The sequence below is a fragment of the Puniceicoccus vermicola genome (assembly GCF_014230055.1).
Taxonomy (GTDB): domain Bacteria; phylum Verrucomicrobiota; class Verrucomicrobiia; order Opitutales; family Puniceicoccaceae; genus Puniceicoccus; species Puniceicoccus vermicola.
Genome location: NZ_JACHVA010000117.1, coordinates 12,871 through 29,310, shown reverse-complemented (window position 1 = coordinate 29,310; position 16,440 = coordinate 12,871). Strand labels below are relative to the sequence as shown.

12 protein-coding genes are annotated in these 16,440 nt (G+C 55.9%); 7 read left to right on the top strand and 5 right to left on the bottom strand.

From position 1 onward, the window contains the following. Positions 1-4: 4 nt before the first annotated feature. Positions 5-778 carry an acyl-ACP--UDP-N-acetylglucosamine O-acyltransferase gene (lpxA, locus tag H5P30_RS14890; RefSeq protein ID WP_185693709.1) on the top strand — a complete coding sequence of 258 codons (774 nt, stop codon included), beginning with the start codon at positions 5-7 and terminating at the stop codon, positions 776-778. 57 nt (positions 779-835) lie between these two features. Here the strand turns inward: lpxA and H5P30_RS14885 are convergent, their stop codons facing one another. Together H5P30_RS14885 and H5P30_RS14880 are read right to left on the bottom strand one after the other, a co-directional pair. Then, positions 836-3,262 (bottom strand): circularly permuted type 2 ATP-grasp protein, encoded by a 2,427-nt coding sequence (locus H5P30_RS14885; RefSeq protein ID WP_185693708.1) that lies wholly within the window; start codon positions 3,260-3,262, stop codon positions 836-838. Between the two features lie 67 nt (positions 3,263-3,329). Beyond that, positions 3,330-3,941 carry an HNH endonuclease gene (locus H5P30_RS14880; protein WP_185693707.1) on the bottom strand — a complete coding sequence of 204 codons (612 nt, stop codon included), beginning with the start codon at positions 3,939-3,941 and terminating at the stop codon, positions 3,330-3,332. A gap of 176 nt (positions 3,942-4,117) precedes the next feature. Between H5P30_RS14880 and H5P30_RS14875 the strand changes: the two genes are divergently transcribed. After that, positions 4,118-4,792, top strand: coding sequence for an outer membrane protein (locus H5P30_RS14875; protein WP_185693706.1), 675 nt, complete (start codon positions 4,118-4,120; stop codon positions 4,790-4,792). Between the two features lie 98 nt (positions 4,793-4,890). Here H5P30_RS14875 and H5P30_RS14870 read toward each other — a convergent pair whose 3' ends face one another. The 3 genes from H5P30_RS14870 to H5P30_RS14860 form a co-directional block, all read right to left on the bottom strand. Continuing rightward, entirely contained in the window at positions 4,891-5,406 is a 516-nt protein-coding gene (locus tag H5P30_RS14870; protein ID WP_185693705.1) for a hypothetical protein, read from the bottom strand. Positions 5,407-5,509: 103 nt separating this feature from the next. Next, on the bottom strand, positions 5,510-7,150 hold the full coding sequence (locus H5P30_RS14865; protein WP_185693704.1) for an extracellular solute-binding protein: 1,641 nt from the start codon (positions 7,148-7,150) through the stop codon (positions 5,510-5,512). Between the two features lie 25 nt (positions 7,151-7,175). After that, entirely contained in the window at positions 7,176-8,381 is a 1,206-nt protein-coding gene (locus H5P30_RS14860; RefSeq protein WP_221774379.1) for an ABC transporter ATP-binding protein, read from the bottom strand. A gap of 26 nt (positions 8,382-8,407) precedes the next feature. Between H5P30_RS14860 and H5P30_RS14855 the strand changes: the two genes are divergently transcribed. From H5P30_RS14855 to H5P30_RS14835, 5 genes are read left to right on the top strand one after another with little or no spacing between them, the layout of a single operon-like run. After that, positions 8,408-9,430 (top strand): ABC transporter ATP-binding protein, encoded by a 1,023-nt coding sequence (locus H5P30_RS14855; protein ID WP_185693703.1) that lies wholly within the window; start codon positions 8,408-8,410, stop codon positions 9,428-9,430. After that, on the top strand, positions 9,427-10,191 hold the full coding sequence (locus H5P30_RS14850; RefSeq protein WP_185693702.1) for an ABC transporter permease: 765 nt from the start codon (positions 9,427-9,429) through the stop codon (positions 10,189-10,191). Before H5P30_RS14855 ends, H5P30_RS14850 begins: the two co-directional genes overlap by 4 nt. Then, entirely contained in the window at positions 10,188-11,672 is a 1,485-nt protein-coding gene (locus H5P30_RS14845) for a GldG family protein (RefSeq protein ID WP_185693701.1), read from the top strand. Before H5P30_RS14850 ends, H5P30_RS14845 begins: the two co-directional genes overlap by 4 nt. Positions 11,673-11,675: 3 nt before the next feature. After that, on the top strand, positions 11,676-13,736 hold the full coding sequence (locus H5P30_RS14840) for a DUF4340 domain-containing protein (protein ID WP_185693700.1): 2,061 nt from the start codon (positions 11,676-11,678) through the stop codon (positions 13,734-13,736). A gap of 13 nt (positions 13,737-13,749) precedes the next feature. Next, complete coding sequence (locus H5P30_RS14835) at positions 13,750-16,434, top strand: hypothetical protein (protein ID WP_185693699.1); 2,685 nt, start codon at positions 13,750-13,752, stop codon at positions 16,432-16,434. Positions 16,435-16,440: the final 6 nt, after the last annotated feature.

The following is a 16,440-nucleotide window of genomic DNA, read 5'->3' as shown; positions in this document are numbered from 1 at the left end:
TTCGATGCCTACGATTCATCCGACCGCGGTCATTGAAGACGGAGCGCAAATCTCCGATTCCGCTGAGATCGGCGCCTATGCCTACATCGGTGGTGAGGTTCGACTCGGCCCCGGCTGCCGTGTCTATCATCATGCCACCGTCGAGGGATACACGGAGATGGGAAGGGACAATGAGGTTTTCCCCTATGCCATGATTGGTGGCAAAACCCATGATCTCAAGTTCACCGGGGGACACCCAGGGTTGAAGATTGGAAACAGCAACGTATTCCGGGAATATTCAACGGTTCACCTCGCCACTAAGGACGAGGAGTTCACGGTTCTGGGCGACAACAATACGATCCTCGCCTACAGCCATATCGCCCACGATTGCCAAATCGGCAACCACCTCATCATGAGCAGTCATGCAGCCCTCGGTGGGCATGTGATCTGCGAAGATCATGTCAATGTTGGGTGGGGTGCCGGAATTCACCAGTTCTGCCGCCTCGGTTCTCACTCGATGGTCGGGGCGTCGTCCAAACTGGTTCAGGACTTAGCCCCGTTTTTCATCGCCGAAGGAGGCCCGGCCAAAGCCCGCACCCACAATCGGATCGGCTTAGAGCGCTCAGGCTATTCCGCCGAAGAGATTTCGCTCGTTCATCAAGCGTTCAAGATTCTCTACCGCGAAGGACTCAACCGCAGCCAATCTCTCGCCAAGCTGGAGGAACATCCGAGCGCCTCGGAGCCAATCCTTTCGAAGATCATCAGCTTTTACCGCCAGAGCACCCGCGGAGTCTGCTAGGCCCTCATCTCCGGGCTAGCCTTCTCGCGATTCCCCCGCGAGTCCCACGCTCCCGGACTACCGGCCGACTTGGTGATTGAAGTAGCGATCTTCGATCTGCCCGTGCAGTGACCGCAGGCTCTTCCGCAGCCACTCCAACTCGGAGCTGACTTTCCTCAAGGTTTTGGCATGAACCTGATCGGTCCCAGAGCCAAAATCGAGATGGACCATCCGCGCGGGGAAAACTTCCTCAATCGGAAAGTTCTCTACCCGATTGATCATGCGACTCACTCTGCGCCGGAGCGGTGCATTCGAATGCATAGGCGTGTCATCCTCGATCGCTCGTAAGGAGTCGCGAATACGGAAAAGATTATAGAGAAACGAGCCGGGAAGATCCTCGTTGCGCCAGACCAAGCGAATCACTCGGTCCAAATAAGCCCTCGACCGGTATTCCCGACGGTAAGCATCCAAGCACCCCAAAAGCCGAAGCAACGCAGTAAGGTCGGTGTCGTCCTCCAAATGTCGCTTCTGCATCGAGATTCGACTCGGGATGATCGACTCAAGCAACAGCGTCGACCCAATGGCCCACTCAATGGAGGAGCCCAAGACCCAGAACCGATAGACAGAATCATGCGACAGGGTTCTCTCCATCGTTCCGAGGAACCGTGAATATTCGCGGGAAACGATGAGGCAAGCATCCAGATTCCGTCTGTTCGCCAGCCGCCCTTTACGATGGAGGGCATACTCAACTTCTTCGATCAATTGATAAAAGACATCGGACATCTCCGGAGTCACCCACTCCTGGATACGATCCATATTGTTCCGAGCCGCGTAGAGACTCGAAATGACCGACGCTGGATCGGCTGCCTTCCCGACAAACTCGCGAAATAGCCGGGGGAAATTGGCCGGAGTTTCCTCAATATCAGCGATCTGGGAAAAGTCCGCAGCGGCCGCGACTCCACGCCACAAAGGCCAATAGTAATTCACATCCGAGGGCCCCAGTTCGGTGAGACGGATATTCTCCAACAGGCCCGCTTGGTGAGCCGCATTCCGAGCCCGCTCCAGGTAGCGAGCCATCCAATACAGACCATCGGCGACGCGACTCGGTGCCGAGAGAATCGCCGGGGCCAAGTCCTCTTCCAGGTCATTGTTCTGGTGAGTGGCACGTCCCAGCCTCTCATCAATGACCCAGGTGTCCTTCATCCCCCCGATGAAACCAATCGAATTCGCGTTCCCCGACTGCCAAGACAATCCGCCGGGGAGAATCACTGGCCTCGGGCGAAGGATCCCGAAAATTCGTAGAAAGAACGGAGCCTCAGCCGTTCCTCCATCCGACCACAATGGAAGTCGTGCCGCCTTCACTTTTCGGCGGGCGATCGTCCACTCTGGTGGGCCCTTCATCAAAGGACTCGAGACAGCCTGAGGGTTCGAGGCACCCATATCATCGGCGGAAATCATGACGCGCGGAGTCGCCACGTAATCGAAAAGGAACTCATCCGGCCGCGAAGAGACCCACTCGAACTGATCCCGGTCGAAACAGTGAAAGGTTTCAACGGTCGGCAAGATCGGCTCCTCGTTCATGTAGAAGCGAATGATCGCATCACTAAACGGCAGCAACGCCCGGTTGTCGGCGACCTCCGCCCCGAGAACGTTTTCCACTCTTACTGTTCCTCGGCGGACGCAATGAACCAGCCCAGGGACACCCCGATCGGGATTTTCCACGAACGTAATCGGGTCAACGGCATTGGTTTCCACCTTGCGCATGATCACATCGACCCGCTCCAACCCATCAATCGTCTTCAGGAAAACGCGCCCATCGCGGACAATCAAATCCGCCGGCCTCGCCGAGACGATCCCCATGTGACGAGCGAGAAACGAATCGTCAAAATGAGGCCGAAGGGTATCGCCGCGGGTCAACAGGACAATCCGCTGATCCCGACTGGCCTTCTTCCCGCGCAAGGCCTCAACCAGCTCACTGCCAAAACCGGCGACCGGGGCCACGGAGTGTCCTTCGAAGACTTCCGGAAAGGCCTGAGCCAACATTCTCCGGTTCTGGATGACGTGGGAAATCCCCGGGGGAAAGGAGAAGTGGTTCTCAAATACGGACCAATCTCCACTTTCTCCCTGAATCAAATCCATCGCCCCAAAGAGAAACCCGAAATTCTCCGGCCCTCCTTTACCCAAAAGCTCTCGGTAATAACCGGGGACTCCGAGCAGCACGTCAGCCGGGAGTATTCCTTCAGAAACGATCCGCTGCTTCCCGTAGACATCCGCCGTAAAGCGGCTAAAGGCCTCCATTCTCTGCACAGCTCCATCCCGAATCTGCTCCCATTCGGGGGCTGAGAGGAGACGCGGAAAGATATCCAAATCCCACCCTCCCGCATTTCCTTCATCGGAAGCCAGGGAGAAGTGGTGCCGAATCTCGGAAGCGATCCTCTTCAGGCCACGAGCCCGGGAAGTGAGAATATCCGGAGGAAACCCACCCGCCACTACGGGTAGATTCATCTGATCAGGGCTAGCCGTCATCTTTCAGACATCCGCTCGCCTCTCGGAGGAACGATATGCGAATGCATCAGGCTTTTCCGATAAACGGTTTCCAGACCTCTCTCGACCCGTTGCGGTGCAATACGGATAGAAACGGTCGATGCTTCGGTCGCAAAGGCTGACGTCGCAGCACCAATCCCGCCTGATGGGGAAGTCGGTTGGCCTTGCGACTGTTGCACTCGATACACGAAGTCACCAAATTTTCCCAACTGGTCCGCCCGCCGCGGTCGCGCGGAATGACATGATCCAAGTTGAGTTTCGCTTCGGGAAAAATCTCTCCACAATATTGGCACCGGTATTGATCGCGTTCAAAAATGTTCCTTCGATTCAATTTCGTATCCTGGACAGGAACACGATCAAATTCTCGCAGCAATAAGATTTGCGGCAGCCGTAAGTCCAATCGAACCGAGCGGATCGAGGGCTCATCGGCCCGAGGAGGATGAGTCATCGAGCGCTCCACCCATTCTTCGGCAGAAAGCATTTCATAATTCCCCTGATTGGGATTGATGACTTGAGCATTGTCTTGAAAAAGCAACGCCACAGCCCGTCGAACACCCACGATGTTAACCGGCTGCCATACCCGATTGAGAACAAGAATCCGGTAGGCATTTTCAATTGAATGCTGACCAGATAACTCCATCTTGGACCTGAGATAAAAGCAATTGACGGACCGGAAGCAACTGCAAACGAAGCAGTTCCGACAAACATACCGAGTTATCCAACGAAATCTTCACAAAACTGCCGCCAATCGACTTGCAGGGAAACCTGTTTGACAATAATGGCTCCGCCAGCCAACCTCCGAACCTCTACGTAACCATGAAAAAATCCGTTCTTCTTCCCCTTCTGCTTGCGACAGGATCGACTGCCTTCGGGCAAATTTACTTCGGCGCAGGCGTCGGATATTTTTTCCCGGAGTCCGATAGCTCCATCACCTCAATTATTTCGGGCGGCGAAAGCAACCCGGAAGACGGCATCGGTGCCATCGCAAACATCGGCTACAAAGTCCCGACCAACGGCTGGCACTTTGAATTTGAATTCCAATACTTCGAGCCTGACTCCAGCGTGACCAGCCAGGCCACCGGAGCCCAGTCGGCCGCCGCAACCGGATCGAACCTCGGAACCGGCACCTACTACACGAAGAACAATGCCGAGAACTACACCTACGCCCTGAACGTCTACTACGACGTTTTGGATTCGTTGGAAACCAACTGGGGTCTCTACGCGGGTGGTGGAATCGGTGCAACCAACTTGCATCAAAAGGTCAAGATCTCCGGCCCCGGCGGAACCGTTTCGGACTCGAACGACAAGTGGCTCTTCACCTATCAGTTCCTCGCTGGCATCTCCTATGAGCCGATCGAGCACCTTCGCTTCGACTTCGCCTACCGCTACACTCTTCCGGAGAACTCAAACTTCACCCTTTTCAACCAGAACGTTCCCGTGGACAGCTACGACTACCAATCCCTCGAGCTCTCCGCTTCCTACATGTTCTAAAAAATCATCTGATCTCTTTTTCACAAAAAAAGCGGAGGGCAACCTCCGCTTTTTTTGTGCCCGTGTCCGACGCTACGAGCAAAGAAAGTGAGCCAGAACTACTGGGACTCAGGCTCCGGAAGATCCGCTGGATGATCGCTAGGCGCACCGGCAATCCACCGAAGGGTATGATAGAGGATCGAGAGCATCCCCAGACCGAGGCCGACAACCACCCCACAATCGATAATTCCCCGCCAAGGTTGATTGAGAAACCGGACGGCGACGATCAACCCGACGATTCCCAGAGCCACCGACCACGAAACGATCTTGCGCTTCCGAGTCGCGTAAAAGAATCCAAAGCAGTAGAAAGGAGCGAGGATGCAGGCGAGTGGACGCGGACGTTTGCGCAATGCGCGGGCGCGGGCCACTACCCGGGGCGAGAAGGCTTTGTGAAACCCCTTATATCCCTCGGCATAAATCATGAAGGCCATCCAGACGATCAATACGATCCATTCCAAAGCTCCGAATGAATGCTCATGGAAGGCCGTCAGTGCGAGCGGAAGCAACCGATACACAGCGCAAGACAGAATCGCCAGGACTCCAAGAATACCCCAAGCTGAAGCGAAGAATAGCATCCGAGGTTTCTAGACCTCAGGAGACACTTCTGACGAGGATTATCTCGGTTAATACAGCAAAGGGCCGATGGATCTCTCCCGAAAACCGGCGTCCGTCGAGGCCTCAGTCGGTTCGGCCATCGGCTATCCGTTTGGCTTGGCGGTATTGCCGACGAAAAGAGTCGGCCAACTCACGGGAAAGCCGGACTTCTTCGATCTTATCTCCCGTGCGCAAAGTCTCGGCAATGTTTCCCGCCACCTCATCGAAACGGATCGAATCCAAATTGGAGAAAACGGCTTCAGCCTTTTCAGCCGCCTCGATATCGCCTCTCTCCAATGCTCCAATGATCGCCTTCCGAGCCTCAACCAATTCATCGTGCGGATCGATAAAAGCCACCCGGATCAGGAACCGCAGGGGGGTAAAAAGTCTCCCGGTCCATTGCGGCCGATAGACAAAATCGCGCACCTTCTCGTAGGGATTCACCTCGGGCTCGGAAAGATTCAACCGACTGCTCCCCTCGTAAATGGGACGCAGGACCGGACTCCGGCGGAGTGCATATTCCACGGGGCCACCCTCGGCACCGACACGATATCCCCACAAACGCTGCCCGTCCTCCGATAGAACGTACTCCAGAAACAGGTCCGCCACCTCCGGATTGGGAGCACCACGGAGGATCCCGATCGGATCCGCCGACAGGGTTGAGGCCCCCTCGGGAGTGGTGAAGCGCAAACGCTCGCCTCCCCCGCGGGCAATGACAATCTCCGACTGGAAACGTCCATAAAAGTCAATCGACATCCCGATCGCACAATCGCCACTCGCCACATCGGCGGGACCCTTGGTCGCCGAATCGGTAAAGTAGCGGGCATTGGCGCAGATCTTCTGAATCAGCTGCATCGCATCCATCCACCCGGCGGAAATTCCCTGCGCCTCCGCTTCGCCCGGAGTCAGCCCCTCCTCGAGCAACTGATCCACCCGAATGTCCATCTGCTCCTGGACGATCATCTCAAAGGCTTTGGTAATCGAGCCGCTCTTGGTCGGATCGGCCAAAGCCACCTCAGCGAGCAGCCGAGGATCGGCCAGATCACTCCACTTCGTAGGCGCTTCTTCGATTCCCAGCCGTTCCAGAGAATTCACATTATAGATAATCCCAAAACTGGAGAGAACTGCCCCGATCCAGCGCCCTTCCGGGTCCCAGAAGACCTCGCCGACAAAATTTTGAGGATAAACCTCATCGGGAAACATTTCCGCCAAAGTTGCCCCATCCCGCCAAGGAACGAGGGTTCCGATCTCGGCCTGCTTGATAAAATCGTAGCTCCCCCCACCGAAGAACACATCGATCCCCACTGAAACATCAGAATCCAGAAAAGCCTGCCGGGCCTCTTCAGCCTCCGTAGCCGGATTCTCCGGGACCTCCATTCTACGATCGCCATAACCCCGCCAAACCTCGGAAGTCCAATCCCGGCCGAGCGTCTTGGTCCAATAATTTCGGAATGAATTTTCGAATTCGGAACCCAAGTAACGGACAATTTCGTTGGTCCCCCCGATCACTCGCCAATCGACATCAACGGTCCTGCCGGTCCGCTGGGTATACCACTTCCGAAAACCCCGCTCAAACTCACGGCGAATCGCCTCGTTGTGAGGTGTGATGACAACGACTACGTCGTCCGAGTCGCCAATCGTCTTTTCGGATCTCTGAAAAAGAAACGGCAGCCCGACCACAACCGTGATGATCGCGAGGATAAGGACTGTCTTCAAACCCGACACAATGACTCCTCGACTCTCCGAATACTCATCCGCTCGGAAGAACTACGACATCCTCCGAATCGGCGTAGAGGTAGAGCCCCTCCCGACGAGAACCCGATCGCGGCTTAGGATTCAACTCCGAGACCCGGATACACTCTTCTCCGTGAAAAAACTCGTGATGCGCAACCTCTCCAAAGTAGACAGACTCCCCGATCCGTCCGGGAATACTGTTTTCTTCCGGATCCATTTCAAAAATCTTCAGCGTTTCCGGGCGAATGCAGACAGTGACAGAGCTGCCCTCTGCCGGATCCCCATCAAATCCACAAAGTCGTCCAGTAAGGTCTCCCAAGGGAGTTTTCACCAGGGCCTCGCCCACTCCGGCCCGCACAATGGAACCGGGGACAAAATTCGCTTCGCCGATGAACGACGCCACAGTCCGGCTCTCCGGACGACGATAAACCTGCTCCGGCGTGCCGATCTGAAGGATCTTGCCCTTTTCGAAAACCGCCATCCGATCGGCGATGGAGAGAGCTTCCTTCTGATCGTGAGTGACGTAGACCGTCGTCAGTTCAAATTCTTTGCAGATCCGGCGAATCTCCAGCCGCATCTCATTCCTCAGCCGAGCATCGAGGTTGGAAAGAGGCTCATCGAGGAGTAAACACCGCGGTCGGACGACCAAGGCCCGGGCCAATGCCACCCGCTGCTGTTGCCCGCCCGAGAGCTGATTCGGCTTCCGCTCGCCATATTCCTCCATCTGGACGGAAGCCAAGGCCTCGCGAACACGCTCTTCACGATCAGATTTGCCGACCTTGAGCTGCTTCAAACCGAAAGCCACATTCTCCCGAACCGTCATGTGAGGCCAAAGCGCGTAGCTCTGAAACATCATCCCGGTTCGCCGTTTATGAGGCTCGAGGCGCGATACATCCTTATCGCCGAACTTCACCGAACCTTCATCGGGGAAGTAAAAACCAGCCAAGGTCCGCAGGAGAGTTGTTTTCCCACAGCCGCTGGGACCGAGGAGAAAGAAAAGCTCGCCCGGCTCGATCGAGAGATCGATCCCCCCCAGGGCTACGGTTTCCCCGAAACGCTTCACCACTCCCTGCACTTCGATGCCGATCATTCCTTTCGGTTCTTGCCCGCAACGCCTCCAAGTCAATGCCCAATGCAAATCGGGCCCCGACAATCCTGATTTTGCGCGAACAGCGGAGGATTCGACATAGTCGAGGAATATTGTGGAATCTCTCCGAGTCATCCTCTAAGAATTCCGACTTTGAACCCATGGTATCTCTAGTCCCCAGCATTCGGGCCGTCGACCTAACGAAGCGATTTGGCCCCAACCGCGCAATTGATCGGATCTCCTTCGAGGTCGGTGCGGGAGAAGTTGTCGGATTTCTCGGCCCGAACGGCGCCGGAAAATCGACGACCATGCGCATTCTCACGGGTCTGTTGAGCGCCTCATCAGGAGAAGCCTGGGTCGCCGGACGATCTGTCGCCCGAGAACCAGCCGCGATCCGCCACCTCATCGGATTCATGCCGGAGAACAACCCTCTCCCCGAGGACATGCGGGTGACTGAATACCTTCGCTTCCGCTCCCGGATTAAAGGGCTTTCCCGGAAAATCCGAAAAACCCGCATCGACGAGGTTCTGGAGCTCTGCGACCTCAAACATGGGACCGAGCGCAAACTAATCGGCAACCTCAGTAAAGGATACCGGCAGCGCGTCGGTATCGCCGATGCCATTCTCGCGGAACCCCCGATTGTCATCCTTGACGAACCGACGATCGGCCTCGATCCGCATCAAATTCTCGGTTTCCGCCAAATGATCCAGCAACTGCGGGGCCGGATGACGCTCGTCATCTCCAGTCACATCCTGCCGGAGATCGAGAAAGTCTGTGACCGCTCGGTAATCCTCAATCGCGGGCAGGTCGTCGCCGCCGGCACTCGATCCGAGCTGCGGGAGGTATTCTCGCCGGGCCAGACCTACGAACTGCGAGTCGAAGGCTCTCTCTCCGAAGTCGAGAAACGGATCAAAACCGTGGACCATAGCCTCGTCCTTCAGGATTCCTACCGCGAGCCGGAAGGAAACGTCCGCCGAATCACCTTTTCCTCCAACTGCAACACGAACCTCGTCCCCCGCATCATCGAATCGCTGCAAGGTCCGGATCTACCCGTCATTCAAGAGATTCGCATTCGCCGCGCCTCGCTGGAGGACATCTTCCTCGCCGCCACGAAGCGGACGTGGAAAGAGGGAGGAGACCCTTCCGCTGCACCCCGCGACATGGAGGAGGAACTCTCCGAATGAGAAATTTCATCAACTTTCTCCGGCACGAAATCCGGGTCATTCTCTTTTCTCCGTCGAGCTATGTCGCAGGGGTTCTCTTTCTTCTGCTGATGGGGCTGATTTACTGGGCAATCCTGAAAAGCTTCACCCTCGCGCCGCAAGAAGACACCCCGGCTACCCAGTTTTTTCGGGTTTTCTGGATTCCCGCATTTTTCGTCGTCCCCCTACTGACAATGAGGAGCGTGGCCGAAGAGCGCCGACTCGGGACCCTGCAAACACTCCTCACGACCCCAACCGGACCGGTTGTCGTCGTCCTCGCGAAGTTTTGCGCGATCTATCTCTTCTATCTCTTCCTTTGGAGCTGCACCATCGCTTTCCCGCTGCTCGCGAGTGAAATGACCTCGGTCGATCAGGCGCGAACCATCCTCTTCGATCCCGCCTCCCTCCTTGGAGGCTATCTCTTTGTCGCCCTGAGCGGCACCCTCTTCATCGCTCTCGGGATTTTTTGTTCCAGCCTCACCCGATCGCAACTGGTCGCGGGGATGCTCTGCTTCACCGGCCTCTTCCTTCTCATCGCCGGAAGCCGTCTCCTACTCGAAGTGCCCCTGCCCGAGACGGGCCCGGTTGGCAGCCTGAACAGCCTTTTCCAATATCTTCAGACCTTCGAGCACCTCCTCGACTTTAGTGCCGGGATCATCGACTCCCGCCCGTTCGTTTACTATCTGTCGGGCTCGATTTTCTTCCTCATTTTCTCCGTCATTCTCGTTGAAAGAAAAGCATGACTACACGCGATGATTTTCGGCGTACGAATCGTTGGCGGCGCCTCAATGCCTTCCTGCAAGTCTTGCTCTGCATCAGCCTGATCGCAGCGATCAACCACTTGGGCTCCGGCCACTTTGAACGACGCGACCTCACTCAGGATCGCAAGTTCTCCCTCTCGCCCGAAACGGAGGCCTACCTTTCTTCAGTCGAGAAACCCGTCGATATTTACATCATCATCCCCGACATCGAAACCGACGAAACCAATCGTCGGGTTCTTCGGGACCTGCGGAAGCTGCTGTCCAACATCCAGCTATTTTCGGACACGGATGGAAACGGCAACATCAACGTGGAGTTCATTGATGTCTTCCGGCAGCGTAACCGAGCCCGGGAAATCCTCGGTCGATACAACATCTCTACCCAAAACTCGATTCTCATCACTTCCGGCAATCGCCTGAAGCAAATCTCGATCGACTCCCTCTACACTTTCGAAGAGGGGAAGATGCGATCCTTCCGCGGGGAATCGGAATTCCTTTCCGCGATTCTTCAAGTTACACGCCAGAGCAACAGCGTCGTCTATTTCCTCGTCGGCCAAGGCGAATTCGATCTCGACAGTGTCGACCCCCTCAAAGGTCTCTCACGCCTGAACTCGTTTCTCCAGGAACGAGGATTCTCGGTCGAAGCGATCGAGCTGACCAATTACGCGCGTATCCCCGAGGATGCTGGAGCCGTCGTCATTACCGCCCCAGCCACCCGTTTCCGCGAGAGAGAGGCGAGCCTGCTGCGGGACTATCTCTCTGAGGAGAACGGAAGTCTTCTCGCCCTCCTGGAACCTGGCGAAACAACCGGACTCGAAGAACTGGCACTCGAATGGGGTATCCGCATCGACGACCGGATCGTGGTCGACGTTGGCCCCGATTTCCAATCGGCCACCGGCGACCTCATCATCCGCGATTTTACCGACCACCCGGTCGGAAATTTCCTCAGGAATATGGGGGTCACAGTTCTATTCGGACTGCCCCGCCCCATCCTCCCCGCTCCGGAAGAGGCCCGCAATCCTGACACGCTCAAGCTCGAAACCATTCTCTTGAGCTCCCAACAGAGCTGGGCCGAGAGCGAGCTCCGCCCCGGATCTACGATTTCTTTCGATGAAGGGGCAGACTTAAAAGGTCCCGTTCCCATCGCTGTGGCCTCGCAGCGGCAGGCCGAAACTTCCTTCGACTTCGATCTCTCGGCCGTTCAAGGCGGACGCATCCTCGTCATTGGAAATGCTGATTTCATCACCAACTCGCGAATCGACGCCTTCGGCAACCGACTCCTATTTCTCAGTGCTCTGAACTGGTGCATGGATCAAGGCAGTGAGATCAACATCGCCGCCAAGGATATCCGTGGCTATATGATCATCCTCAGCCAGACCGAACTGCGGAACCTTCTCCTCTGGCTCATCACTCCCGCAGCGGCACTGGCGCTGATTGGCATCCTGGTCGCAATCATCCGACGCTAACCCATGAGACTAAAACTGACAGTTTTCCTCGGCCTGCTGAACCTCTTGGCCTTCGGAGTTATCTATTACCTCGAAGCCGGCAACGACGGGGCCCCGGAACAACGACGGGCCGAACCGGTTCTGGCTTCTTCGATTGCAGAAAGCTCCCGCATCGAAATCACGGGGGAAGCCGTTCCGGAACGCCGAGTGCTCACCCGCCGCAACGATTCCTGGATGCTCGAAGAGCCCATCGTCTGGCGAGCCAATCCCAACGCGATCGACCGCATCTTTCGCGCACTCCTTTTTCTCCGCAAAGATATCCGCTTCACAATGGAGGACATCGAGCGAAACAACCAGACCCTCGCCGACTACGGCCTCGATACCCCGGTTCTCGTCATCTCATTCGTTCGTGATGGAAAAACAACGACCATCAAGATCGGATCGCCCACCGATGTCGGCGGACGCTTCTACTTGCTCGGACCTTCAGGCGAGGAAGTCTTCGTCGTCGATGAGGAAGTCGTCCGCTCCGTGGCCCTCGACCTGCAGGACCTCCGGAGCCGCAACCTCTTCACCATGGACTTCTTTGGGATCAAGGAGATCTCCCTCCAGCCAGGTAACGGTCGGAGCCTCCAAATTCGGCTCGCCGCAATTGAGGACGGATGGATGTTTGAAGCTCCGATCCAGACCCGCGCCAGCGCACCTGCCGTCGACTCCCGCCTCCAGCGAATTCTGGAAACATCGGTCGTCTCCCTCATCCCCGAAACTCAGATTTCTCCAAGCGAATCGGGACTCGTCGAGCCCCGGATGAGAATTTCCCTTGAAGATGGCGGCACCCGTAGAACCTTTCTACTCGGCAAACCGGTTCCGGACCAAGAAGGCAACGCCTACGGCAAGATCGAAGGCATTCCCACCGTGGTCACCGTTCCCGAAGAAGCATTCCTCACACTCAACGACGCTCTGACCAACCTTCGCGAGAAGTCCTTTTTCCTCTTCCGCGTCCCCCTCGTCACCAGTCTCCAAATCGGATCGGGAGACCGGACGATCAGCCTGCAGAAACTCGAAAACCAGACCTGGCAGGTCAGCGCCTCCGGCGCAGAGGTCGAACCCGTGCGCTACCCAGCCGATCCCGGCGTATTGACGAAAACCGTCGAATCTCTCATCACCCTCCGCGCTAAAAAATTTATCAGCGACGCGCCCTCCGACTCGGACCTCCGGGAATACGGACTCAATGACCCACAGCGCACCGTGGAAATCATCGGCGAAAACAACCATAAACTCCTTCTCGGCGACCTAGACCCGGACACCCGGCTCATTTACGCCAAGGTTGAGGGCCAACCCTTCGTCTACGCTGTGCCGATGGACATCATCCGCGACCTGCCAGTCTCCGCTCTCGCCTATCGTTTCCGGCTCCTCGACCAAATTCCCGACACTGGGCAGATCCGCTCGGTTGTGGTCAGGGATCTCGATACAGAGAAAATTCTCCTTGATCGCACGCTGGGCGAGGGTGGAAAATCCTGGACGTTCGGTGAGCTCGACGATCCGGACCAGCCACCCAAAACCTCTTTCGTTACCCTCCTCAAGCAGCTGCGTAACTTCCGGGTAGATTCTTACCTTTCGCCAACTTTCACCGACGGACTCAAAATCGAAGCCGACAGAACCATTCCTTGGCGATACCTACTGGAGGCGGAAGTCGTCCTTCCCGGCAGTGGCGACTCCACTGTCGTCACCAAAAAATACTACCTCACCGAACGGATTGAAGGCACTCTCCAAGGAGGCGGCTCCGAGGAGAAGGACGTGACCTTCACCCTCCCGCAAACGATTATTGAGGCCTGGGAAGACCTTTTCCCGACTCGGCCCCTACCCGACGAATATGATGAGGAAGCCGCACTGGAAGCCGCCCAGAAAACGGCTCCCCAGATCGAAGAAGAGGCCGAAAAGGAAAATTCTCAGGACGAACTGCAATCATCGCCCGAATCTGCAACCCCCGACAAAACCTCTCCAGGGGAGTCTGAACTCAACCTCACACCCGTGCTGCCCACTCCCGAAAGTGTAGGCTCCGGTCAGAACAAAGAACCTGCCGGCTGAGGAGAGGCTTACTGTGTTCTGTCGCCAGCGCGAGTGCAAGTGGGTCGGCTGCCTGCTCTGGGTCTTCACCGCCCTCCTTGGAGTTCTCCTAGTCATCCAGATTCCACTGGTTCTCTTCCTCTCCCTCCATCGCGATTTAATGATTCCCGCCCCCTGGGTGGAGAAGGCCATCAACCACAGAATCGGTGACCTTTATAAAGTCTCGGTGGGCGCAGCGAATTTGAATGAGGACGGAACAATCGAACTCGAAGACCTGCAAATTCGAAACTTCAATGGACGCGAGATCGCCCGCGCCGAGTCGATCCAAGTCGACTTCTACCTCCCCTCCATCGTATTTGGCATTTTCAACCCCGAACAGTTCAAAGCAAAAAATGTGGAACTGTTCGACCTCCGCGAGCCCCTCGGCATCTCCGAATCGGTTCTCACTCTCGAAGCACTCAACATCATTCGCGAGGACAATACCTGGCGACTCGACGACGCCCGAATTTATTGGGAAGAAGGCCTCGAAATTTCGGCCTCGGGAGCATTGCCCAAGTCGATTCGTAAGATCGAAAGTGATGAAATTGTTGACGCCGAAGACCCTCTTCCTCCCATCCTCGAAAAAATCTACCGCCTGGAATCCGAACTCCAGCGTCTCAAGAACCCCTTTCTGTCCATCCGGCTCTCCGCCACTGAGGACGCAAAAACCTTGGCCCATCTCTCCCTCTCTGCGGACCGCGTCGAACTCCCATTCGGTGCAAGACTCGAAAAGGAGGTTCGCCTCACCTCCTCAATGACTGTTTCGCAGAACTTTTTAAAACTTGGCCCCATCCAACTTCGGTCGGAGAAAGCCTACTACGGAGAAGACGCAACACTGAGCAATCCGAACCTACGGCTAGACCCTCCCGGAACCCTTTCCTCAGCAGCCTTCATCGCAGGAGCCGACATCCGACTTTCCGCCGCCGAAATCTCCAATGATTACGTAAATCTTGAGAATCCCACTCTCTCCATCGATATGGGCCTTGGATTTACGGCAACCCTTTCTGGACAGACCAGCCTATACGGGAGTCCCTTTGCACTAGGCGGCACAGTCAACCTTCTCCGCAGAAGCGGAACCTTGAGAGCCACCGGCACTCTCCCCATCGATGCCGCCATTAAGCACCCCGCCGTTCCAGCACTTGCCAGGGAGCATCACATTGCCTTTGACCAAGGGGTCTACCTTGATCTGAGAACGAGCTTCCAGAAAGGAGAACTGATCCCGGAAACGATTCAATACCACGCGGAGACCGAAGCCTTCGATATCATGGGGTTCACTGGTATCTACGCTGAAGCCGATGGAAACATTCTGCCCCGAGACCTTGTCCTCGAAGTAGATGACCTCTCGGTGCAAAAGGAAAAGTATCACCTCCAAGGCACCTATCGACACGATTTTATCTCCAACGAATTTGAGTTCACGATCAAAGGGGGATTTCTGCCCATGGACATCAGCGGGTGGATGAGGGATTGGTGGGACACAGTCTGGAAAGATTTCGAATTTTACGAAATTCCCTATGCTGACCTCGCCATCATTGGAGACTGGGATCACCACGATGAACGGGAGATTTTCGGGGGCCTTCGGTTTCGCAATATTCTCCTCAAAGAAATGCATGTCGATCGCGGCTACGCGCGCTTACGAAATCTCCCTTACCTTTTCGAACTCCTCGATCTTCATGCCTACCGCCCGGAAGGCATGGCCTCCGGCTACTACGCCGTCCTCCTGGATATGGAGACACGAGAGGTGTATTCTCGTGAATACGACCTGAAGACCTCCATGGACTTCGACAAAATAGCCCCACTCTTCGGGGAGAGCCTGGAGGACCATTTCGCACAATTCAAATTAATCGGCGCACCCGATCTGAAAATTCAAGGAACTCTCTATCCACCGATCGAAGGGAAAGACTCCCCCGGCGACTACCTAAAAGTCGATGCTTCGACAGACCAACCTCTGACCTTTCGCGACATCCAACTGGAATACCTCGAACTTTCCGCGGTTTTCTCGATCGACACCCTCCGCCTGGATCCCGTCACCTTTGGGCTCGGAGGAGGAACCGGTAGAGGATGGATCGTCAATAGACCCGATAGCGCCGCTCAAGGGCGCAACTCAATTCAACTCACTTTTACCGACGGCATCCCCGCCCATGTCGTCGACGCAGTCCCTCAACTCAAAAAAACCGTCGGCGACCGAATCGATCACGGAAAGGACCAAGACCCGGAGGACCACAAGCTGGATTTCTCCATCGAATTCTCGGGCGATCTTGAATCTCCCGAAAGCCTCATCGGGGCCGGCGAGTTCAATCTCATCACGCCAAACCTCGCCAACGTTCGCCTCCTCGGCATTCTCTCCCGCATTTCAGAAGAGCTTCCCTTGCCCGTCACGTTAGGATCCTTCCAATTCGAAAGTGCCTCCTCCACTTTCCTCCTCAATCGTGGACTCGTAGAATTCCCCAATCTGACTCTCAAGAGCCCCAGCTCCCAACTGATCTCCTCTGGAATCTACGAGATGGCGAAAAAATCCATCGATTTCAACGCCCAGATGCAGCTATTGGGTTCGGTCAAGTTCCCCATTCTGGCCCAAATCGGAATGCTTCTCAAACCGTTTGGGCGAGTCTTCGAATTCCGGATCTGGGGGGAGCTCGACGACCTCGATTGGCGACTCTACCTCGATCCGCGCAGCTGGTAGGAAAAC